Annotated in this window: 12 protein-coding genes, 1 pseudogene and 1 riboswitch; of the genes and pseudogenes, 1 reads left to right on the top strand and 12 read right to left on the bottom strand. The window is 69.5% G+C overall.

Annotated features, from left to right (window positions below):
- Positions 1–125 precede the first annotated feature (125 nt).
- The 9 genes and pseudogenes from ACFY16_RS22655 to ACFY16_RS22695 all read right to left on the bottom strand — a co-directional run bounded on the left by ACFY16_RS22655 (position 126) and on the right by ACFY16_RS22695 (position 10,110).
- Positions 126–1,424, bottom strand: a complete 1,299-nt coding sequence (locus ACFY16_RS22655) for a class I SAM-dependent methyltransferase (protein WP_390648964.1) — start codon at positions 1,422–1,424, stop codon at positions 126–128.
- Between the two features lie 214 nt (positions 1,425–1,638).
- Positions 1,639–3,039: an NAD(P)/FAD-dependent oxidoreductase gene (locus ACFY16_RS22660; RefSeq protein ID WP_390648965.1), complete on the bottom strand. Its 1,401-nt coding sequence runs from the start codon at positions 3,037–3,039 to the stop codon at positions 1,639–1,641.
- Between the two features lie 444 nt (positions 3,040–3,483).
- Entirely contained in the window at positions 3,484–4,491 is a 1,008-nt protein-coding gene (locus ACFY16_RS22665; RefSeq protein ID WP_390649243.1) for an exopolyphosphatase, read from the bottom strand.
- Between the two features lie 204 nt (positions 4,492–4,695).
- Positions 4,696–5,097, bottom strand: a pseudogene (locus tag ACFY16_RS22670) (DUF501 domain-containing protein); the annotation flags it as partial.
- An 18-nt stretch (positions 5,098–5,115) separates the two neighbouring features.
- Entirely contained in the window at positions 5,116–5,592 is a 477-nt protein-coding gene (locus ACFY16_RS22675) for a septum formation initiator family protein (RefSeq protein ID WP_390648966.1), read from the bottom strand.
- A 114-nt stretch (positions 5,593–5,706) separates the two neighbouring features.
- The gene (eno, locus tag ACFY16_RS22680; protein WP_390648967.1) at positions 5,707–7,014 is read right to left on the bottom strand and encodes a phosphopyruvate hydratase; all 1,308 of its coding nucleotides are present in this window, start codon (positions 7,012–7,014) and stop codon (positions 5,707–5,709) included.
- Positions 7,015–7,318: 304 nt separating this feature from the next.
- Positions 7,319–7,981, bottom strand: a complete 663-nt coding sequence (locus tag ACFY16_RS22685; RefSeq protein ID WP_390648968.1) for a transglycosylase family protein — start codon at positions 7,979–7,981, stop codon at positions 7,319–7,321.
- 4 nt (positions 7,982–7,985) lie between these two features.
- Positions 7,986–8,154: riboswitch (cyclic di-AMP (ydaO/yuaA leader) on the bottom strand.
- A 198-nt stretch (positions 8,155–8,352) separates the two neighbouring features.
- The gene (locus ACFY16_RS22690) at positions 8,353–9,360 is read right to left on the bottom strand and encodes a transglycosylase family protein (RefSeq protein ID WP_390648969.1); all 1,008 of its coding nucleotides are present in this window, start codon (positions 9,358–9,360) and stop codon (positions 8,353–8,355) included.
- A 195-nt stretch (positions 9,361–9,555) separates the two neighbouring features.
- A complete protein-coding gene (locus ACFY16_RS22695; RefSeq protein ID WP_390648970.1) occupies positions 9,556–10,110 on the bottom strand; it encodes a transposase in 555 nt (184 codons plus the stop codon).
- Between ACFY16_RS22695 and ACFY16_RS22700 the strand changes: the two genes are divergently transcribed.
- Positions 10,012–11,253: a cytochrome P450 gene (locus ACFY16_RS22700; protein ID WP_390648971.1), complete on the top strand. Its 1,242-nt coding sequence runs from the start codon at positions 10,012–10,014 to the stop codon at positions 11,251–11,253. The two genes, ACFY16_RS22695 and ACFY16_RS22700, sit on opposite strands and share 99 nt — an antisense overlap.
- A gap of 11 nt (positions 11,254–11,264) precedes the next feature.
- Here ACFY16_RS22700 and ACFY16_RS22705 read toward each other — a convergent pair whose 3' ends face one another.
- The 3 genes from ACFY16_RS22705 to ACFY16_RS22715 all read right to left on the bottom strand — a co-directional run bounded on the left by ACFY16_RS22705 (position 11,265) and on the right by ACFY16_RS22715 (position 13,945).
- Positions 11,265–12,257: a nucleoside triphosphate pyrophosphohydrolase gene (locus ACFY16_RS22705; RefSeq protein WP_390648972.1), complete on the bottom strand. Its 993-nt coding sequence runs from the start codon at positions 12,255–12,257 to the stop codon at positions 11,265–11,267.
- 71 nt (positions 12,258–12,328) lie between these two features.
- Positions 12,329–12,976: a SurA N-terminal domain-containing protein gene (locus tag ACFY16_RS22710; protein ID WP_390648973.1), complete on the bottom strand. Its 648-nt coding sequence runs from the start codon at positions 12,974–12,976 to the stop codon at positions 12,329–12,331.
- A 141-nt stretch (positions 12,977–13,117) separates the two neighbouring features.
- Complete coding sequence (locus tag ACFY16_RS22715; RefSeq protein WP_390648974.1) at positions 13,118–13,945, bottom strand: glycoside hydrolase domain-containing protein; 828 nt, start codon at positions 13,943–13,945, stop codon at positions 13,118–13,120.
- Between the last annotated feature and the right edge of the window lie 78 nt (positions 13,946–14,023).

Raw genomic sequence — 14,023 nt, forward strand, 5'->3', positions numbered from 1 at the left:
ACACGCACCAGCCACTTCGCACGACTTCGCCCCGCCGACCAGACGGCCGACGGGGCGAAGAAGGCGTAAGACCCCGGATTAACCAACAGCATCCGGTGCGGAACGGGGCCCCTTCCGCTGTGCGGTCAGTTCCAGGTGCGTGCCCTGAGCGGCATCCCGGAGGTGCCCGACTCGGGGGTGCGTACCGCGAGGACCTGGTTGACGCCGATGCGGTTGCGTTCGAAGGACACCGCGGAGGCCGCCATGTAGAGACGCCAGACGCGAGCCCGGCCCGGGCCGGTCAGCTGCGTGGCCCTGGTCCACTCGGCTTCCAGGTTCGCGACCCATCGGCGCAGGGTGAGGGCGTAGTGCTCGCGGATCGACTCGACGTCGCGCACCTCGAAGCCGGCCCGTTCCAGCTGGGTGACGGTGGTGCCGACGGGGGCGAGTTCGCCGTCCGGGAAGACGTAGGCGTCGATGAACTCGTCCAGCTCGTACGCCGATTCGTCGCGGTGCGGACGGCGGGCGATCTGGTGGTTGAGGAGCCGGCCGCCGGGCTTCAGCAGGGCGTGGAGGCTCTCGGCGTACTCCAGGTAGCGTTCGGCGCCGACGTGTTCGGCCATGCCGATGGAGGAGATCGCGTCGTAGGGGCCGTCGCGGACGTCCCGGTAGTCCTGGACGCGGATCTCCACCCGGTCCGTCAGCCCCTCGTCGGCGACCCGCTTGCGGGCGTACGCGGCCTGCTCCTGGGAGAGGGTGATGCCGACGACGCTCACGCCGTGCTCGCGTGCCGCGTGGATGGCCATGGAGCCCCAGCCGCAGCCGACGTCGAGGAGCCGCCGACCCTGGGTCAGGCCGAGCTTGCGGCAGACGAGTTCGAGCTTGTCGCGCTGGGCGTCCTCGAGCGGGGCATCCGGTTCGGAGGACTCCCAGTACGCGCACGAGTAGACCATCGACGGGCCGAGGACGAGCTCGTAGAAGTCGTTGCCGACGTCGTAGTGGTGGCTGATGGCGTGCCGGTCGCTGCGCCGGGTGTGCAGGCGGCCTCGGGGTCTGCGGACCTCCTCGCGGGGCGGGGCGGGCGGCAGCGCGGGGCCGGCCAGTTTCACCAGGCCGCGGACGGCGGCGCGCACCTGGGGGTCGCGCAGGGCCTGGGCGAGCGTCCTGGCGTCCTCGCCGCGCTCGAAGAAGAGGCCGGAGAGCAGATCCAGGGCGGAGTACAGGTCGCCCTCGATGTCCAGGTCCCCGGCGACCCAGGCGCGCGCCAGGCCCAACTCGCCCGGTTTCCAGAGCAGTCGGCGCAGGGCGCGGCGATTGCGTACGACCAGGGCCGGCGCGCCCGGCGGACCCGCCTGCGAACCGTCCCAGGCGCGGATGCGCACCGGGAGTGGTTCTCCCAGCAACTGTTCGACGAAGCCCTTGAGCCGCAGCGCGGCGTCAGCCATGGCGCACACCTCCGTGAGAGCTGATCCCGGATGTCCCGACACCACGTAAACATCAGCATGCCCACGGCGCAGTCCCGCATTGGAGTTACAAACAAGCAAAATAGATGTAGCTAGCACGCACATGCCGGTCAGGAGCCGCGCCCGGGAACGCCGAAGGGGCCGCCCGCACCACGGATGGCGGACGGCCCCTTCGGGGTGGTTCGGTGACCGGAGGTCAGGAGGCCTTGGCCTTCTCCTCGGTCTTCCCGGACTTCTCGGTCTTCGGCGCGGCGGCGACCGGGGCCGGCTTGGCGGCCTCGTAGAACTCCTCGCGCGGGGACTCCAGCGCGCCGAGCGCCACGACCTCACGCTTGAGGAACATGCCGAGGGTCCAGTCGGCGAAGACGCGGATCTTGCGGTTCCAGGTCGGCATGGCCATACCGTGGTAGCCGCGGTGCATGTACCAGGCCAGACGGCCCTTGAGCTTGATCTTCGTCTTGCCCATGACGATCATCGCGACGCCCTTGTGGAGGCCGAGACCGGCCACCGCACCCTTGTTGGAGTGCGCGTACTCCTTCTGCGGGAAGCCCCGCATGCCGGAGACCACGTTGTCGCCGAGGACCTTGGCCTGACGCAGCGCGTGCTGGGCGTTCGGCGGGCACCAGGCGTTCTCCACGCCGGCCTTGCGGGCGGCGATGTCCGGCACCTGGGCGTTGTCGCCCGCGGCCCAGATGTAGTCCGTGCCCTGGACCTGGAGGGTGGCGGCCGTGTCGACGTGACCACGGGGACCCAGCGGCAGGCCGTAGCGGGCCAGGACCGGGTTCGGCTTGACGCCGGCCGTCCACACGATCGTGTTGGAGTCGACCTCGAGGCCGTTCTTCAGCACCACGTGACCGTCGACGCAGGAGTCCATGGAAGTGGAGAGGTAGATCTCCACCCCGCGGCCCTCCAGGTGCTCCTTGCCGTACTGGCCGAGCTTGGGACCGACCTCGGGAAGGATCTTGTCGGCGGCGTCGACGAGGATGAAGCGCATGTCCTCGCGGGACACGTTCTTGTAGTACTTGGCCGCGTCGCGGGCCATGTCCTCGACCTCACCGATGGTCTCCGCACCGGCGAAGCCGCCGCCGATGAAGACGAAGGTGAGCGCCTTGCGGCGGATCTCCTCGTCGGTGGTGGAGTCGGCCTTGTCGAGCTGCTCGAGGACGTGGTTGCGCAGGCCGATGGCCTCCTCGATGCCCTTCATACCGATGCCCTGCTCGGCGAGGCCGGGGATCGGGAAGGTGCGCGAGACCGCGCCGAGGGCGATCACCAGATAGTCGAAGGGCAGCTCGTACGCCTCGCCGACCAGCGGGGCGATCGTGGCGACCTTGCGGTCCTGGTCGATGGTGGTGACCCGGCCGGTGAGAACCTCCGCCTTCGGCAGCACGCGTCGCAGCGGGACGACGACGTGGCGCGGGGAGATGTTGCCGGCGGCGGTTTCGGGGAGGAAGGGCTGGTAGGTCATGTACGACCGGGGGTCGACGACCGTGACGGTCGCCTCGCCGTAGCGCATCTTCTTGAGAATGCGCCGAGCTGCGTACAGGCCTACGTACCCACCGCCTACTACGAGGATCCTGGGACGCTCCGTGGTGCTCATGGCATCGAGTATCCACCTGCCCCAGGGGGGTCGCTCGTGCGCCCCTTCACAAGCTCCGACAGGGGGTGTGTTATCCTCCGCGGCTCACGTGATCCACGTCATGGCGGCGAGCGGGAACCACCGCCCCGGGCGGACCGTTGTCAATGCCGCGTGAGCTGCCTCTCCGGCCCTCCGGACCCCCTGTGAGCGCCCGGGAATGAGTCCTCGCGGAACCCTCGCGAGACACCCCCGCCACGCTCCCCTGAGCACGACCACAGGACCATTGAGCCCCCGAAAGGGCCAACCGGGACCCTCGGATCCCCAGCCAGGGCCGAATTCCTTGTGAAGAACTTCACGAAGTTTTCCGACAGCATGTCGCCCAGGGGCGTTCCACGGCTCCCCGGACCCGCTCATACGGTGTCCGTCCTGCTCAGCAGAGTGCCGCTGAGCAGGAGGAACCAAGACCTACGCCACCGACCAGGCGATCCCGTCGAGGATGTCGTGCTCGCTCACCACGACCTCCTCGGCCCCGATCCGCTCCATGATCGAGAGCAGCACGAGGGCGCCCGCCGCGATCACGTCCACCCGGCCCGGGTGCATCGAGGGGATCGCCGCGCGCTCGGCGTGGGTGGAGCGCAGCAGCCACTCGGTGATCTCGCGGACCTTGTCCTGGGAGACGCGGGAGTGGTGGATGGCGGCCGAGTCGTACTCGGGCAGGTTCTGCGCGATCGCCGACACCGTGGTGACGGAACCGGCCAGGCCGACCAGCGTGTGCGCCTCCCGCAGCGGGACCGTCTCCTCGGCGAGGTCGAGGGCCGCCTCGATGTCGGCGCGCATGGCCGCGACCTGCTCCTCGGTCGGCGGGTCGGAGACCACCCCGTCCCGGACCAGATGCCGCTCGGTCATCCGTACGCAGCCGACGTCGACCGAGCGCGCGGCGCGCACATGGTCGTCGCCGACGACGAACTCGGTCGAGCCGCCACCGATGTCCACGACCAGGTAGGGCTTGGCGAGGTCACCCACCCGTCGCCCACCACCCTCGATCGAAGGGCGCTCCGCGCCCCCCTGGTGCTGCCCCGTCAGCTCCTTGGTGGCGCCGGTGAAGGAGAACTCGGCCTCCCGGTCACCGGAGATGACCTCGGGCTCGACGCCCAGGATGTCCACGACGCCACGGACGAACTCGTCGCGGTTCGAGGCGTCCCGGGAGGCCGAGGTCGCCACGAACCGCACCTTCCCGGCCCCGAGTTCGCGGATCACCTCCGCGTACTCCCGGCAGGCCGCGAAGGTCCGCTCCAGCGCCTCGGGAGCCAGCCGGCCGGTCTTGTCGACGCCCTGGCCGAGCCGCACGATCGTCATCCGCCGGTCGAGCTCCAGCAGCTCACCGGTGGCCGGGTTCACGTCGGCGACGAGCAGCCGGATGGAGTTCGTACCGCAGTCGACCGCGGCGACGCGGCTGAAACCCGCGGGGACCAGCGGCCGGTACGCGAAGTGGCCGCTGCGGGCCTCGGCGGGGTCGACGACGGGGCCCTCCTCACCAGGGTGTTCGTCCGCCGGGTCGGGCGCCTCGAGCGGCTGCACGCACGGCCCCTTGCGCCACCACTCCGGCAGCATCGCGATCGCCTCGTCGCCCAGCGGGTTGACGCCGGGACCCGCGGCCAGGGAGTGCCCCACCAGCACATGCAGGCACTTCACCCGGTCCGGCATGCCGCCCGCGCTCGGGAAGCCCTCCAGGACCTCGATGGCGTCACGGCGCGCGATGTAGTCCTCGTGCGCGGCACGGTAGGCGGCGGCGAGCTCCGGGTCGGTCCCCAGTCGCTCCGTCATCTCCTTCATGACGCCGTTCGCCTCCAGCGTGCCGATCGCCGAGGCGGCACGCGGGCACGTCAGGTAGTACGTCGTCGGGAAGGGCGTGCCGTCGGGCAGGCGGGGCGCCGTCTCGACGACGTCCGGCTGCCCGCACGGGCACCGGTGCGCGATGGCGCGCAGCCCGCGCGGCGGCCGTCCGAGCTGCTGCTTGAAGGCCTCGACGTCCGCGTCGGTGGGCTCGGTGCGCGGGGTGGGCGGCGGGGGCGTTTCCATGCCTGTCTTTCTGTCCGTTCACTGGTCGGAGGCGTCGGACTTGTCGACTCCGTCCCAGACGTTCGAGTACCAGGGGCGGTGGGCCGCCCCCCGGTCGGCGCGCGACTGCTTGGCCGCGTCCGGGTCGATCACGACGTAGCCCGTCTCCCCGGGCATCACATAGTGCAGCCGCTGCCGGATCTGCTGCGCCGCGTACGCGTCGTCCTGCCAGCGCGCCTTGAGGTCGCGCAGCTGCTCCACACGCTCCTTGGCCTGCTGCTTCTGGCGCTCCATGTCGGCGATCTCGGCGCGCTGGGAGACGTACTGCCTTATGGGATAGGCGAGGGCCACGATCAGCGAGCACAGGACGAGGGCGAGCAGCGCGGCCCGGCCGGTCAGCCGGGAGCGGCGGGCCTGCCGCTTGGTCTGGGAGCGGTAGACGCGGGCCGCCGTCTGCTCGCCGAGCAGCCGCAGCCTGGTCGCGGTGGAGAAACGGTCCCGGTCCTTCACGGCCATCTGGCTCTCCCGCCTCCCCTTCACAGCCGTCACACGTGCGTACGTCCCCGGACACGGTACGGGACCGGGTGCGGGGACGTACGTACGACTGGCCAAGGCTTGGCCCGGGTTGGGTCAGCCCTTGGAGACCTCTGCGTCGCCCTTGAAGCGCGGGAAGGCCGAACGGCCGGCGTACACCGCGGCGTCGTCGAGGATCTCCTCGATGCGCAGCAGCTGGTTGTACTTGGCGACGCGCTCGGAGCGGGCCGGGGCGCCGGTCTTGATCTGGCCGCAGTTGGTGGCGACGGCCAGGTCGGCGATGGTGACGTCCTCGGTCTCGCCGGAGCGGTGGGACATCATGCACTTGAAGCCGTTGCGCTGGGCCAGCTCGACGGCGTCCAGGGTCTCGGTCAGCGAGCCGATCTGGTTCACCTTCACCAGAAGGGCGTTGGCGGTGCCCTCCTCGATACCGCGGGCCAGGCGCTCCGGGTTGGTGACGAACAGGTCGTCGCCGACGAGCTGGACCTTGTCGCCGAGCTTGTCGGTGATGACCTTCCAGCCGGCCCAGTCGTCCTCGAACAGCGGGTCCTCGATGGAGACGAGCGGGTAGGCCGCCACGAGCTCCTCGTAGTACTCCGTCATCTCGGCGGCGGAGCGGTCCTTGCCCTCGAACTGGTACTTGCCGTCCTTGTAGAACTCGGACGCGGCGACGTCCAGCGCGAGCGCGATCTGCTCACCGGGGACGTAGCCGGCCTGCTTGATGGCCTCGAGGATGAGGTCGAGCGCGGCGCGGTTGGAGTCCAGGTTCGGGGCGAAGCCGCCCTCGTCGCCGAGGCCGGTGGACAGGCCCTTGGACTTCAGGACGGACTTGAGGGTGTGGTAGACCTCGGTGCCCCAGCGCAGGGCCTCGGAGAAGGACTCCGCGCCGATCGGGGCGATCATGAACTCCTGGATGTCCACGTTGGAGTCGGCGTGCGAGCCGCCGTTCAGGATGTTCATCATCGGCACCGGCAGCAGGTGCGCGTTCGGGCCGCCCAGGTAACGGAACAGGGGCAGGTCGCTGGCCTCGGAGGCGGCGTGCGCGACGGCGAGGGAGACGCCGAGGATGGCGTTGGCGCCGAGCGAGCCCTTGTTGTCGGTGGCGTCCAGGTCGAACATCGCCTGGTCGATCAGGCGCTGCTCGGTGGCGTCGTAGCCGACCAGCTCCGGGCCGATCTGCTCGATGACGGCGAGGACGGCCTTCTCGACACCCTTGCCCTGGTAGCGGTTGGGGTCACCGTCGCGGAGCTCGATGGCCTCGAAGGCACCGGTGGAGGCGCCGGACGGGACGGCGGCACGACCCGTGCTGCCGTCGTCGAGGCCGACCTCGACCTCGACCGTGGGGTTGCCTCGGGAGTCCAGGATTTCCCGGGCTACGACGACGTCGATGGACGGCACGAGCATCTCCTTCTGGGATGTGACGCGGGTACGCGGGCCTGTGGTGGCCCCGCGAGACTGAGCCTAACCGGCTCCGGGCGATCAGCCAGCCGTTGACCGCCCCATGGACGGAACCGAGAGTAAATTGTTTCCGAACGGAACAAAGCCGGTTCGCGAAAAGAGCCGGATCGCAAAAAAGGCCCCGCTCCGGCGCGTACGGGGGAACACGCACCGGAGCGGGGAGCCCGTGGGGACGGGGGTGGCCCGCACGAGGCCTTCACTGCGGAAGGCACGGATGTGAGGCCGCTGTGGTTCAGCTACGAGCCGGGTGTCACTTCAGGTGCAGCTGCTGGCCCGGGTAGATGAAGTCGGCGTCGTCGACGATGTCCTTGTTCAGCTTGAACAGCTGCTGCCAGCCACCCTTGACGTCGTGCTTCTCGGCGATGGAGCTGAGGGTGTCGCCCTTGACGACCTTGTACTCGCCGTCGCCCTTCTTGACCTTCTCGCCGGTCGGGGTGGTGACGGTCTTCGTGGCGGCCGGGCGCTCGGTGGAGCGGGAGGCGGCCTGCGTGTCGGTCGAGCGGGTGGTGGTGCTCGGCGTGGCGGCGGCACCGTTGTAGGCGGCGTTGGACAGGCCCGTGCCGCAGGTCGGCCAGGCGCCCTTGCCCTGCGCGGCGAGGACCTTCTCGGCGACCGTGATCTGCTGGGCCTTGGAGGCCTTGTCGGCGGTGGCGGCGTACTGCGTGCCACCGTACGCGGCCCAGGTGGAGGCGGAGAACTGCAGGCCGCCGTAGAAGCCGTTGCCGGTGTTGATGGACCAGTTGCCGCCGGACTCGCACTGGGCGACGGTGTCCCACTCGGAGGCGGTGGCGGCGGAGGCGTTGCCGGCCGCCATCAGCGGGGCGGCGATGGCGACGCCGGTGACACCGGCGAGCGCGGCGACGCGGGTGGCCTTGAACGGACGACGGTGCTTGCCCTTGCTGGAAAACAGCATGGTTGGATCCCCTCACCGACGCCTGCGAGGTGAGCTGTCGGGTTCGGGCCGGTTGAGTTGCCCGGCCGCGTCCCTCACGGGACACGGCTTCACCCCAAGCCGGAACCAGCCTCAACTGCTGGGCCCGGCACTTACCTTGGGTCCCCCGCTCCTGCCTACGGCGCTTGACGCGACGACTGTTCCCGTGCGGCCGCTGGCAGGATTCGGCGTTGCGGCAGCCGGGGCTCGCAATGGCGAGCGGTCCTGACCGTAGGCAGGCGATCCGCCGTTTTTCAAAGACGATCAGGGCTTCTGAGACTCATCCCACACTTTCACCAAACCGGACATTTAACGGCGAACCGGGACGCCAACTCCCGCCGCCTTTCGCCCGTTTAGGCACCGACTTCCAGGGTCTGACCGGGGACGATGCGGCTCGGATCGGTACCGATCGTCTCTTTGTTCTCCTCGTAGAGCCCGCGCCATCCGCCGTCGAGGCCAAGGGAGTCGGCGATGGACACGAGACTGTCCCCGACACGGACGACGTACGAGCCGTCGGCGGCGTCGGCGGACGAGGCGTGCCGGCCTGCGGAGGAGGCGGTGCCGCCGGTGTCGGCCACTCCCTCGTCGGCACTGCCGCCGCGGTGACGGCCGGTACCGAGCGCGCCGGTGTCGACGAGGCTCGAAGAGCCGACGTATTGCTCGGAGTTGTCCGAGTCGTCACCCTTCGCCCCGTCGGCGGACGCGCTGTCCCCACCCCGTGAATCGCTCGCACCGGAACCCGAGTCCGAGCCGGAACCGGAGGATGTGTCTGATTTGGCGGAGTTGCCCGTGGTGTCCGCAGAAGTATGGGAAGAGGACGCTTCATCGGAGGGCCGGGCGGACGAGTCGGCGGAAGCCTCACCGGAGGACTCTTCGGGTGAGTCGGACAAGCCGTGCGAGTCGGATGATGCGGAGGAGTTGGAGGAGTTGGACTTTCCGTGCGAGGAGCCGTCCGCCACGCCCGTGTCGACGTTCGCCGACGCGGAGTCCTGGGAGAGCCCCGAGAGCAGTCCGCACGTGGACCAGACTTCGACCCCCTGGTCGGCGAGGATCTTCTCGGCGACGGCTATCTGCTGGGAGCGGCTGGCCAGGTCGGCTCTGGAGGCGTAGTCGAGACCGCCGTACTTCTCCCAGTCCGCCTGGCTCAGGTGGAGGCCGCCGTAGTACCCGTTACCGGTGTTGGCGCTCCATGAGCCGCCGGTCTCGCACTCGGCCACGTGGTCCCACGTGGTGCCCTCGGCCGCGCTCGCGCCACCGGCGCCGAGGAGCGGGATGGCGATGGCGGAGCCGGCCACTCCGGCCGCGACGAGGAGAGCCGGAGCCTGACGGGGGCGACGGTGACGACCGTTCCCGGAGAGCATACGGAGACCTTTCGCGCGACAGCGGTGACCGGCACGGCGGGTGTTGCTGGGCGCCGTGCTGATGGGTGAACGTATAGGCAGACGATCACTTGTCACAAGTTAATGCCGCGCGGATCACGTGAAGATCACAGAGTTGAGCGCATGTCACGTTTTGCACGGTGACCGGGACTCCACACCGACCAGCCTCCAGCCGGTTCATCGGCTCCGACGGGATCCACGCGTGATCTGAAGTAACGGAGCCCTTGCCTCGTGCTCAACCGGCGTGCCTCCGCCGGCGGCGTTCAGATGGCTCACCAGGACCGGCCAGAAGCCCTTCTTGAACCAGGTGTTCTGCCTGTCCTTGGCAAGTGCCCACGGGCCGTACCGTTCAGGGAGCTCATCCCACAGGCATCCCGTACGCAGCAGATGCAGGACGCCGTTCACCTGAGTCCGGACGTCCACAGCGCCGCGCGCGAACTGGCGCCGCTGGAAGAAGTCCGTCATCAATTGCTCAACAGCAGGCCACGCCGACTCGGGCACCTCCGCAGGAACCAGCGTCCCTGTCCGCTCGTGCCACTCCGTCACCTTGCACTTGACTCCCGATCGCTTCCGCACCTCTCCGAGTGGCTTCACCTTGATGTCCAGAAGAACGGCTCCCGCTACGGTCGTGTCGTGGACATCCCGAACACTGCCCCCGAACTCTTCACCTGGGAGTTCGCCACCGACCCGTACCCGGCCTATGCCTGGCTGCGGGAGCACGCCCCCGTCCATCGGACAAGGCTTCCCAGTGGAGTCGAGGCATGGCTGGTGACCCGCTATGCCGACGCGCGCCAGGCCCTCGCGGACGGGAGGTTGTCGAAGAATCCCGAGCACCATGCTGATGACGCTCACGGCAAGAGCAAGACTGGTATCCCGGGCGAGCGCAGCGCCAATCTCATGACGCACCTGCTCAATATCGATCCGCCGGACCACACCCGGCTGCGCCGCCTCGTCTCCAAAGCGTTCACCCCGCGCCGTGTAGCCGAATTCGCTCCCCGCGTACAGGAGTTGACGGACAGTCTCATCGACGGGTTCGCCGCCAATGGCAAGGCCGACCTCATCCACGACTTCGCCTTCCCCCTCCCCATCTACGCGATCTGCGACCTGCTCGGGGTCCCACGTGAGGATCAGGACGACTTCCGTGACTGGGCGGGGATGATGATCCGCCACGGCGGAGGCCCGCGCGGCGGTGTCGCTCGCTCCGTCAAGAAAATCCGCGGCTATCTCGCCGAACTCATCCACCGTAAGCGCAACGACCCCGGCGACGACCTGATCTCGGGCCTCATCCGCGCCTCCGACCACGGCGAGCACCTCACCGAGAACGAGGCCGCCGCCATGTGCTTTGTGCTCTTGTTCGCGGGTTTCGAGACGACCATCAACTTGATCGGCAACGGCGTGTACGCGCTCCTTCGCGCCCCTGAGCAGCGAACCCGCCTCCAGAAGTCGATCGAGCGTGGTGAACAGGGGCTGCTCGAAACCGGCATCGAAGAGCTACTCCGCTACGACGGCCCCGTGGAACTCGCCACGTGGCGCTTCGCCACCGAAACTCTCACCATCGGCGGGCAGCACATCGCTGCGGGCGACCCGGTGCTGGTCGTGCTCGCCGCTGCGGACCGCGACCCCGCGCGTTTCGCCGAGCCGGACAGGCTCGACCTTTCCCGCCAGGACAACCAGCACCTCGGATACGGCCATGGCATCCACTACTGCCTCGGTGCGCCTCTGGCCCGCCTCGAAGGCCGCACCGCCCTCGAGACACTGCTGCGCCGACTCCCGGACCTCCGCCTTGCGGCCGACCCTGTCAACCTGCGCTGGCGGGGCGGGCTGATCATGCGTGGGCTACGAGAACTTCCCGTGGAGTTCACTACGCCCGGGTGAAGTCGACTCTGTCAGCCCTCCTCCTCAGTCGCCGTCGTTGTCTCCGTCCCCCGGATCGCGTCCCGATAAGCCCGTGCCGCCGCTCTCAGCGCGGCCTCCGGGTCCACGCCGTCCGACTCGGCGCGGGCCGCCAGTGCCAGCAGCTCGTAGCCGATGCCCTCGGCCCGCGGAAGTGGGACGTCCAGGCCGGCCGTGCGGACGCGGGAGGCCAGCTTGGCGGCGAGGGCGAGGCCGGGCTGGTGCAGGGGGATGCCCTCGGTGACGGAGGTGCGCCGCTTCTCCTGGGCCTTCGTGCGCAGCCAGTGCTCCTTGACCTCCTCGGGGGTGGAGGCGGTCTCGTCGCCGAAGACGTGCGGGTGGCGGTGGATGAGCTTGGTGACGATGCCGGCGGCCACGTCGTCGATGGAGAAGGGGGCCTGCGGATCCTCTTCTGCGATGCGGGCGTGGAAGACGACCTGGAGGAGGACGTCGCCGAGTTCCTCGCGCAGCTCGTCCCGGTCGCCGTCCTCGATCGCCTCGACGAGCTCGTACGCCTCCTCGATGCCGTACTTGGCCAGGCCCTTGTGGGTCTGCCGGGACGACCACGGGCACTCGACGCGGATGCGGTCCATGACCTGTACGAGGTCGAGGAGGCGGGCGCCCGGGAGGTCGTAGGAGGCGGGGAGCAGCTCCAGCTCCGGCATCGCCACGCGGCCGGAGCCGGCGAGGCGGGCGAGGCCGTCCGTCAGGGCCGGTTCGCCCTCGCCGGTCGCCACGACCACCACCGTGCGCCCGCCGGCGCAGGCGTCGACCAGCTCCTCGGCGGCCGGGGACGCCTCGTCGACGGCTATCCCCGCCTCGCGCAGATACGGCAGCTGCGGGTGTGCTCCGTCCGCGCACAGCACGCGGTCGGCCGCGCGCAGCGCCTGCCAGGCGGGCCAGGACAGCAGGCCCGGGGCGACGCGGTGGCTGGTGGTGAGCAGGACGATGCGGCCGGTGGCGGCTTCGGGGCTGGGTGTGTTCACGCTTCGAACGTAACGCACGGCGCCGACAGCCCCAGGAGTTATCCACAGGCCGAGCGGTGACGGCGTACCCGCTACGCCGTCTGCTGCGACCCCGCCGCCGTGACCTCCCGTACCCACGGCGTCTTCGCGTCGACGAGGCTCACCTTCTGGACGTCCCAGCTGCCGTAGCGCGGGTTGAGGTTCACGTGGAGATCCTTGGACGCCTCGGACAGGGCCTTCCAGAAGGCGGGCTGGTCGGTGGCGGTACCGAGGTGGGTGGCGAGCTTCTGGGCCTCCAGCTGGAGGCGGAGGTTGTCGTCGAGGCGGGCCGGCGGGATGTTGTACTGCTGCAGCCAGGCCGCCTCCAGCCCCTTGGCGCCGCCCGCCTGCTGCTCCAGGCCGGCCCGCATCCGCTGGACCTCGTTGCGGGTGACGCCGACGCCGGCGTCCTGGGCGGCCCGCCGGAGCACCCGGTCCAGGACCATCCCCTGCAGGGTGTCGCGGGTGAGGTTGCCGGAGGTGGCGATGGCACGCGCGTACTGCGCGTCGTCCGGCACGGCCGTGCGCTGCGCCGAGCGCACCTCCTGCACCCTGCTCTCCAGCTGCGAGACGGTGATGCGCTCACTGCCGACGACGGCCGCGGCGCCGGGATGCGCATCGTTTCCGCAGGCGGTGAGGAAGGGGGCCGCGGTGGCGATCGCGGCGGAGAGGACGAGCGCGGTGCGACGGCGGCGGTGCAAGGGAACCTCCCGAGGAGATTGTGCGACGGTGCACAAAGTCTTGCGGTGATCGATGGTAGGCAGTGGTCAGGCTCTGGCCAACCCATTCGACCAACGATTCGCAAGCGCTTCGGGCACCGCCGCGCCGCCCGGCGGGAACCGTCAGCCCGTGATGGCCACCGGCCCGTCCCACGCGTCCCGGTCCACGGTGATCGTGTAACCGCCGATGGTCTCCTTGCTGTTGACCATGTACTGGTGGCCCCGGCTGTGGTTGGTGAACTGGGTCGAGCCGAACGGCCAGTCGGCGGTGGTGGTGTTCTGCTTGTCCCACAGCGCGTACCAGAGGTTGCCCGGCAGGTCCGTCTTGTTGGTGGCGGTGGCGATCGCCTTCGCGCTGGAGCTGGTGAAGCCGTAGTAGCCGCTGCGGTACGTCTTGGCGCGCAGGGCCTTGTCGAAGGCGCGCACGTACGTCAGCACGGCGTCGTTGCACGCCTTGTTCGTGATGTCGTACGACTCCATGTCGAGGTAGACCGGGCTGCCGGCCTTCATCCCGAGCGCGGAGGCCTTGGCGACCGCGTCGGCGGCGTCGCTCGCGCCGAGGGAGGCGGCGGTGGAGGCGCTGATCTTCTCGGGGCTGGAGCCGGTCTGGCAGGGCGGCTGGGCGCCCACGTAGATCGGGATGAGTTTCCAGCCGACGGTGCTGACGGACTTCACCCAGGACGCGGTGAGGTTGGGCTGGGAGCAGCCACGGTTCTTGCCGCCGATGTAGACGGCGGCGGCGCCGTAGAAGCCGGTGTGCCAGGCCTTCATCGCGGAGAGGGAGGGCGCGGCGCAGGTGTCGAACGCGCGGCCCGTGTACGTCTTCTGGGCGGGCCAGGTCGTGGCGGCCATCGACGTCTGCGCGGCGATGCCGGCCCCGGCGACGACGGCGGCTCCGGCCACCCCCCACGTGATGTATCTGCGCTTCTTCGACTGACGATGGCTGGACATGTGTGACCCCACCCCTGGTTCTGCGATGTGCGATACGCGGTAACGGGCGCGCGTGGCGCGAAACGGATCGCAACCTAA

The organism is Streptomyces sp. NPDC001315 (assembly GCF_042896175.1).
Classification (GTDB): Bacteria; Actinomycetota; Actinomycetes; order Streptomycetales; family Streptomycetaceae; genus Streptomyces.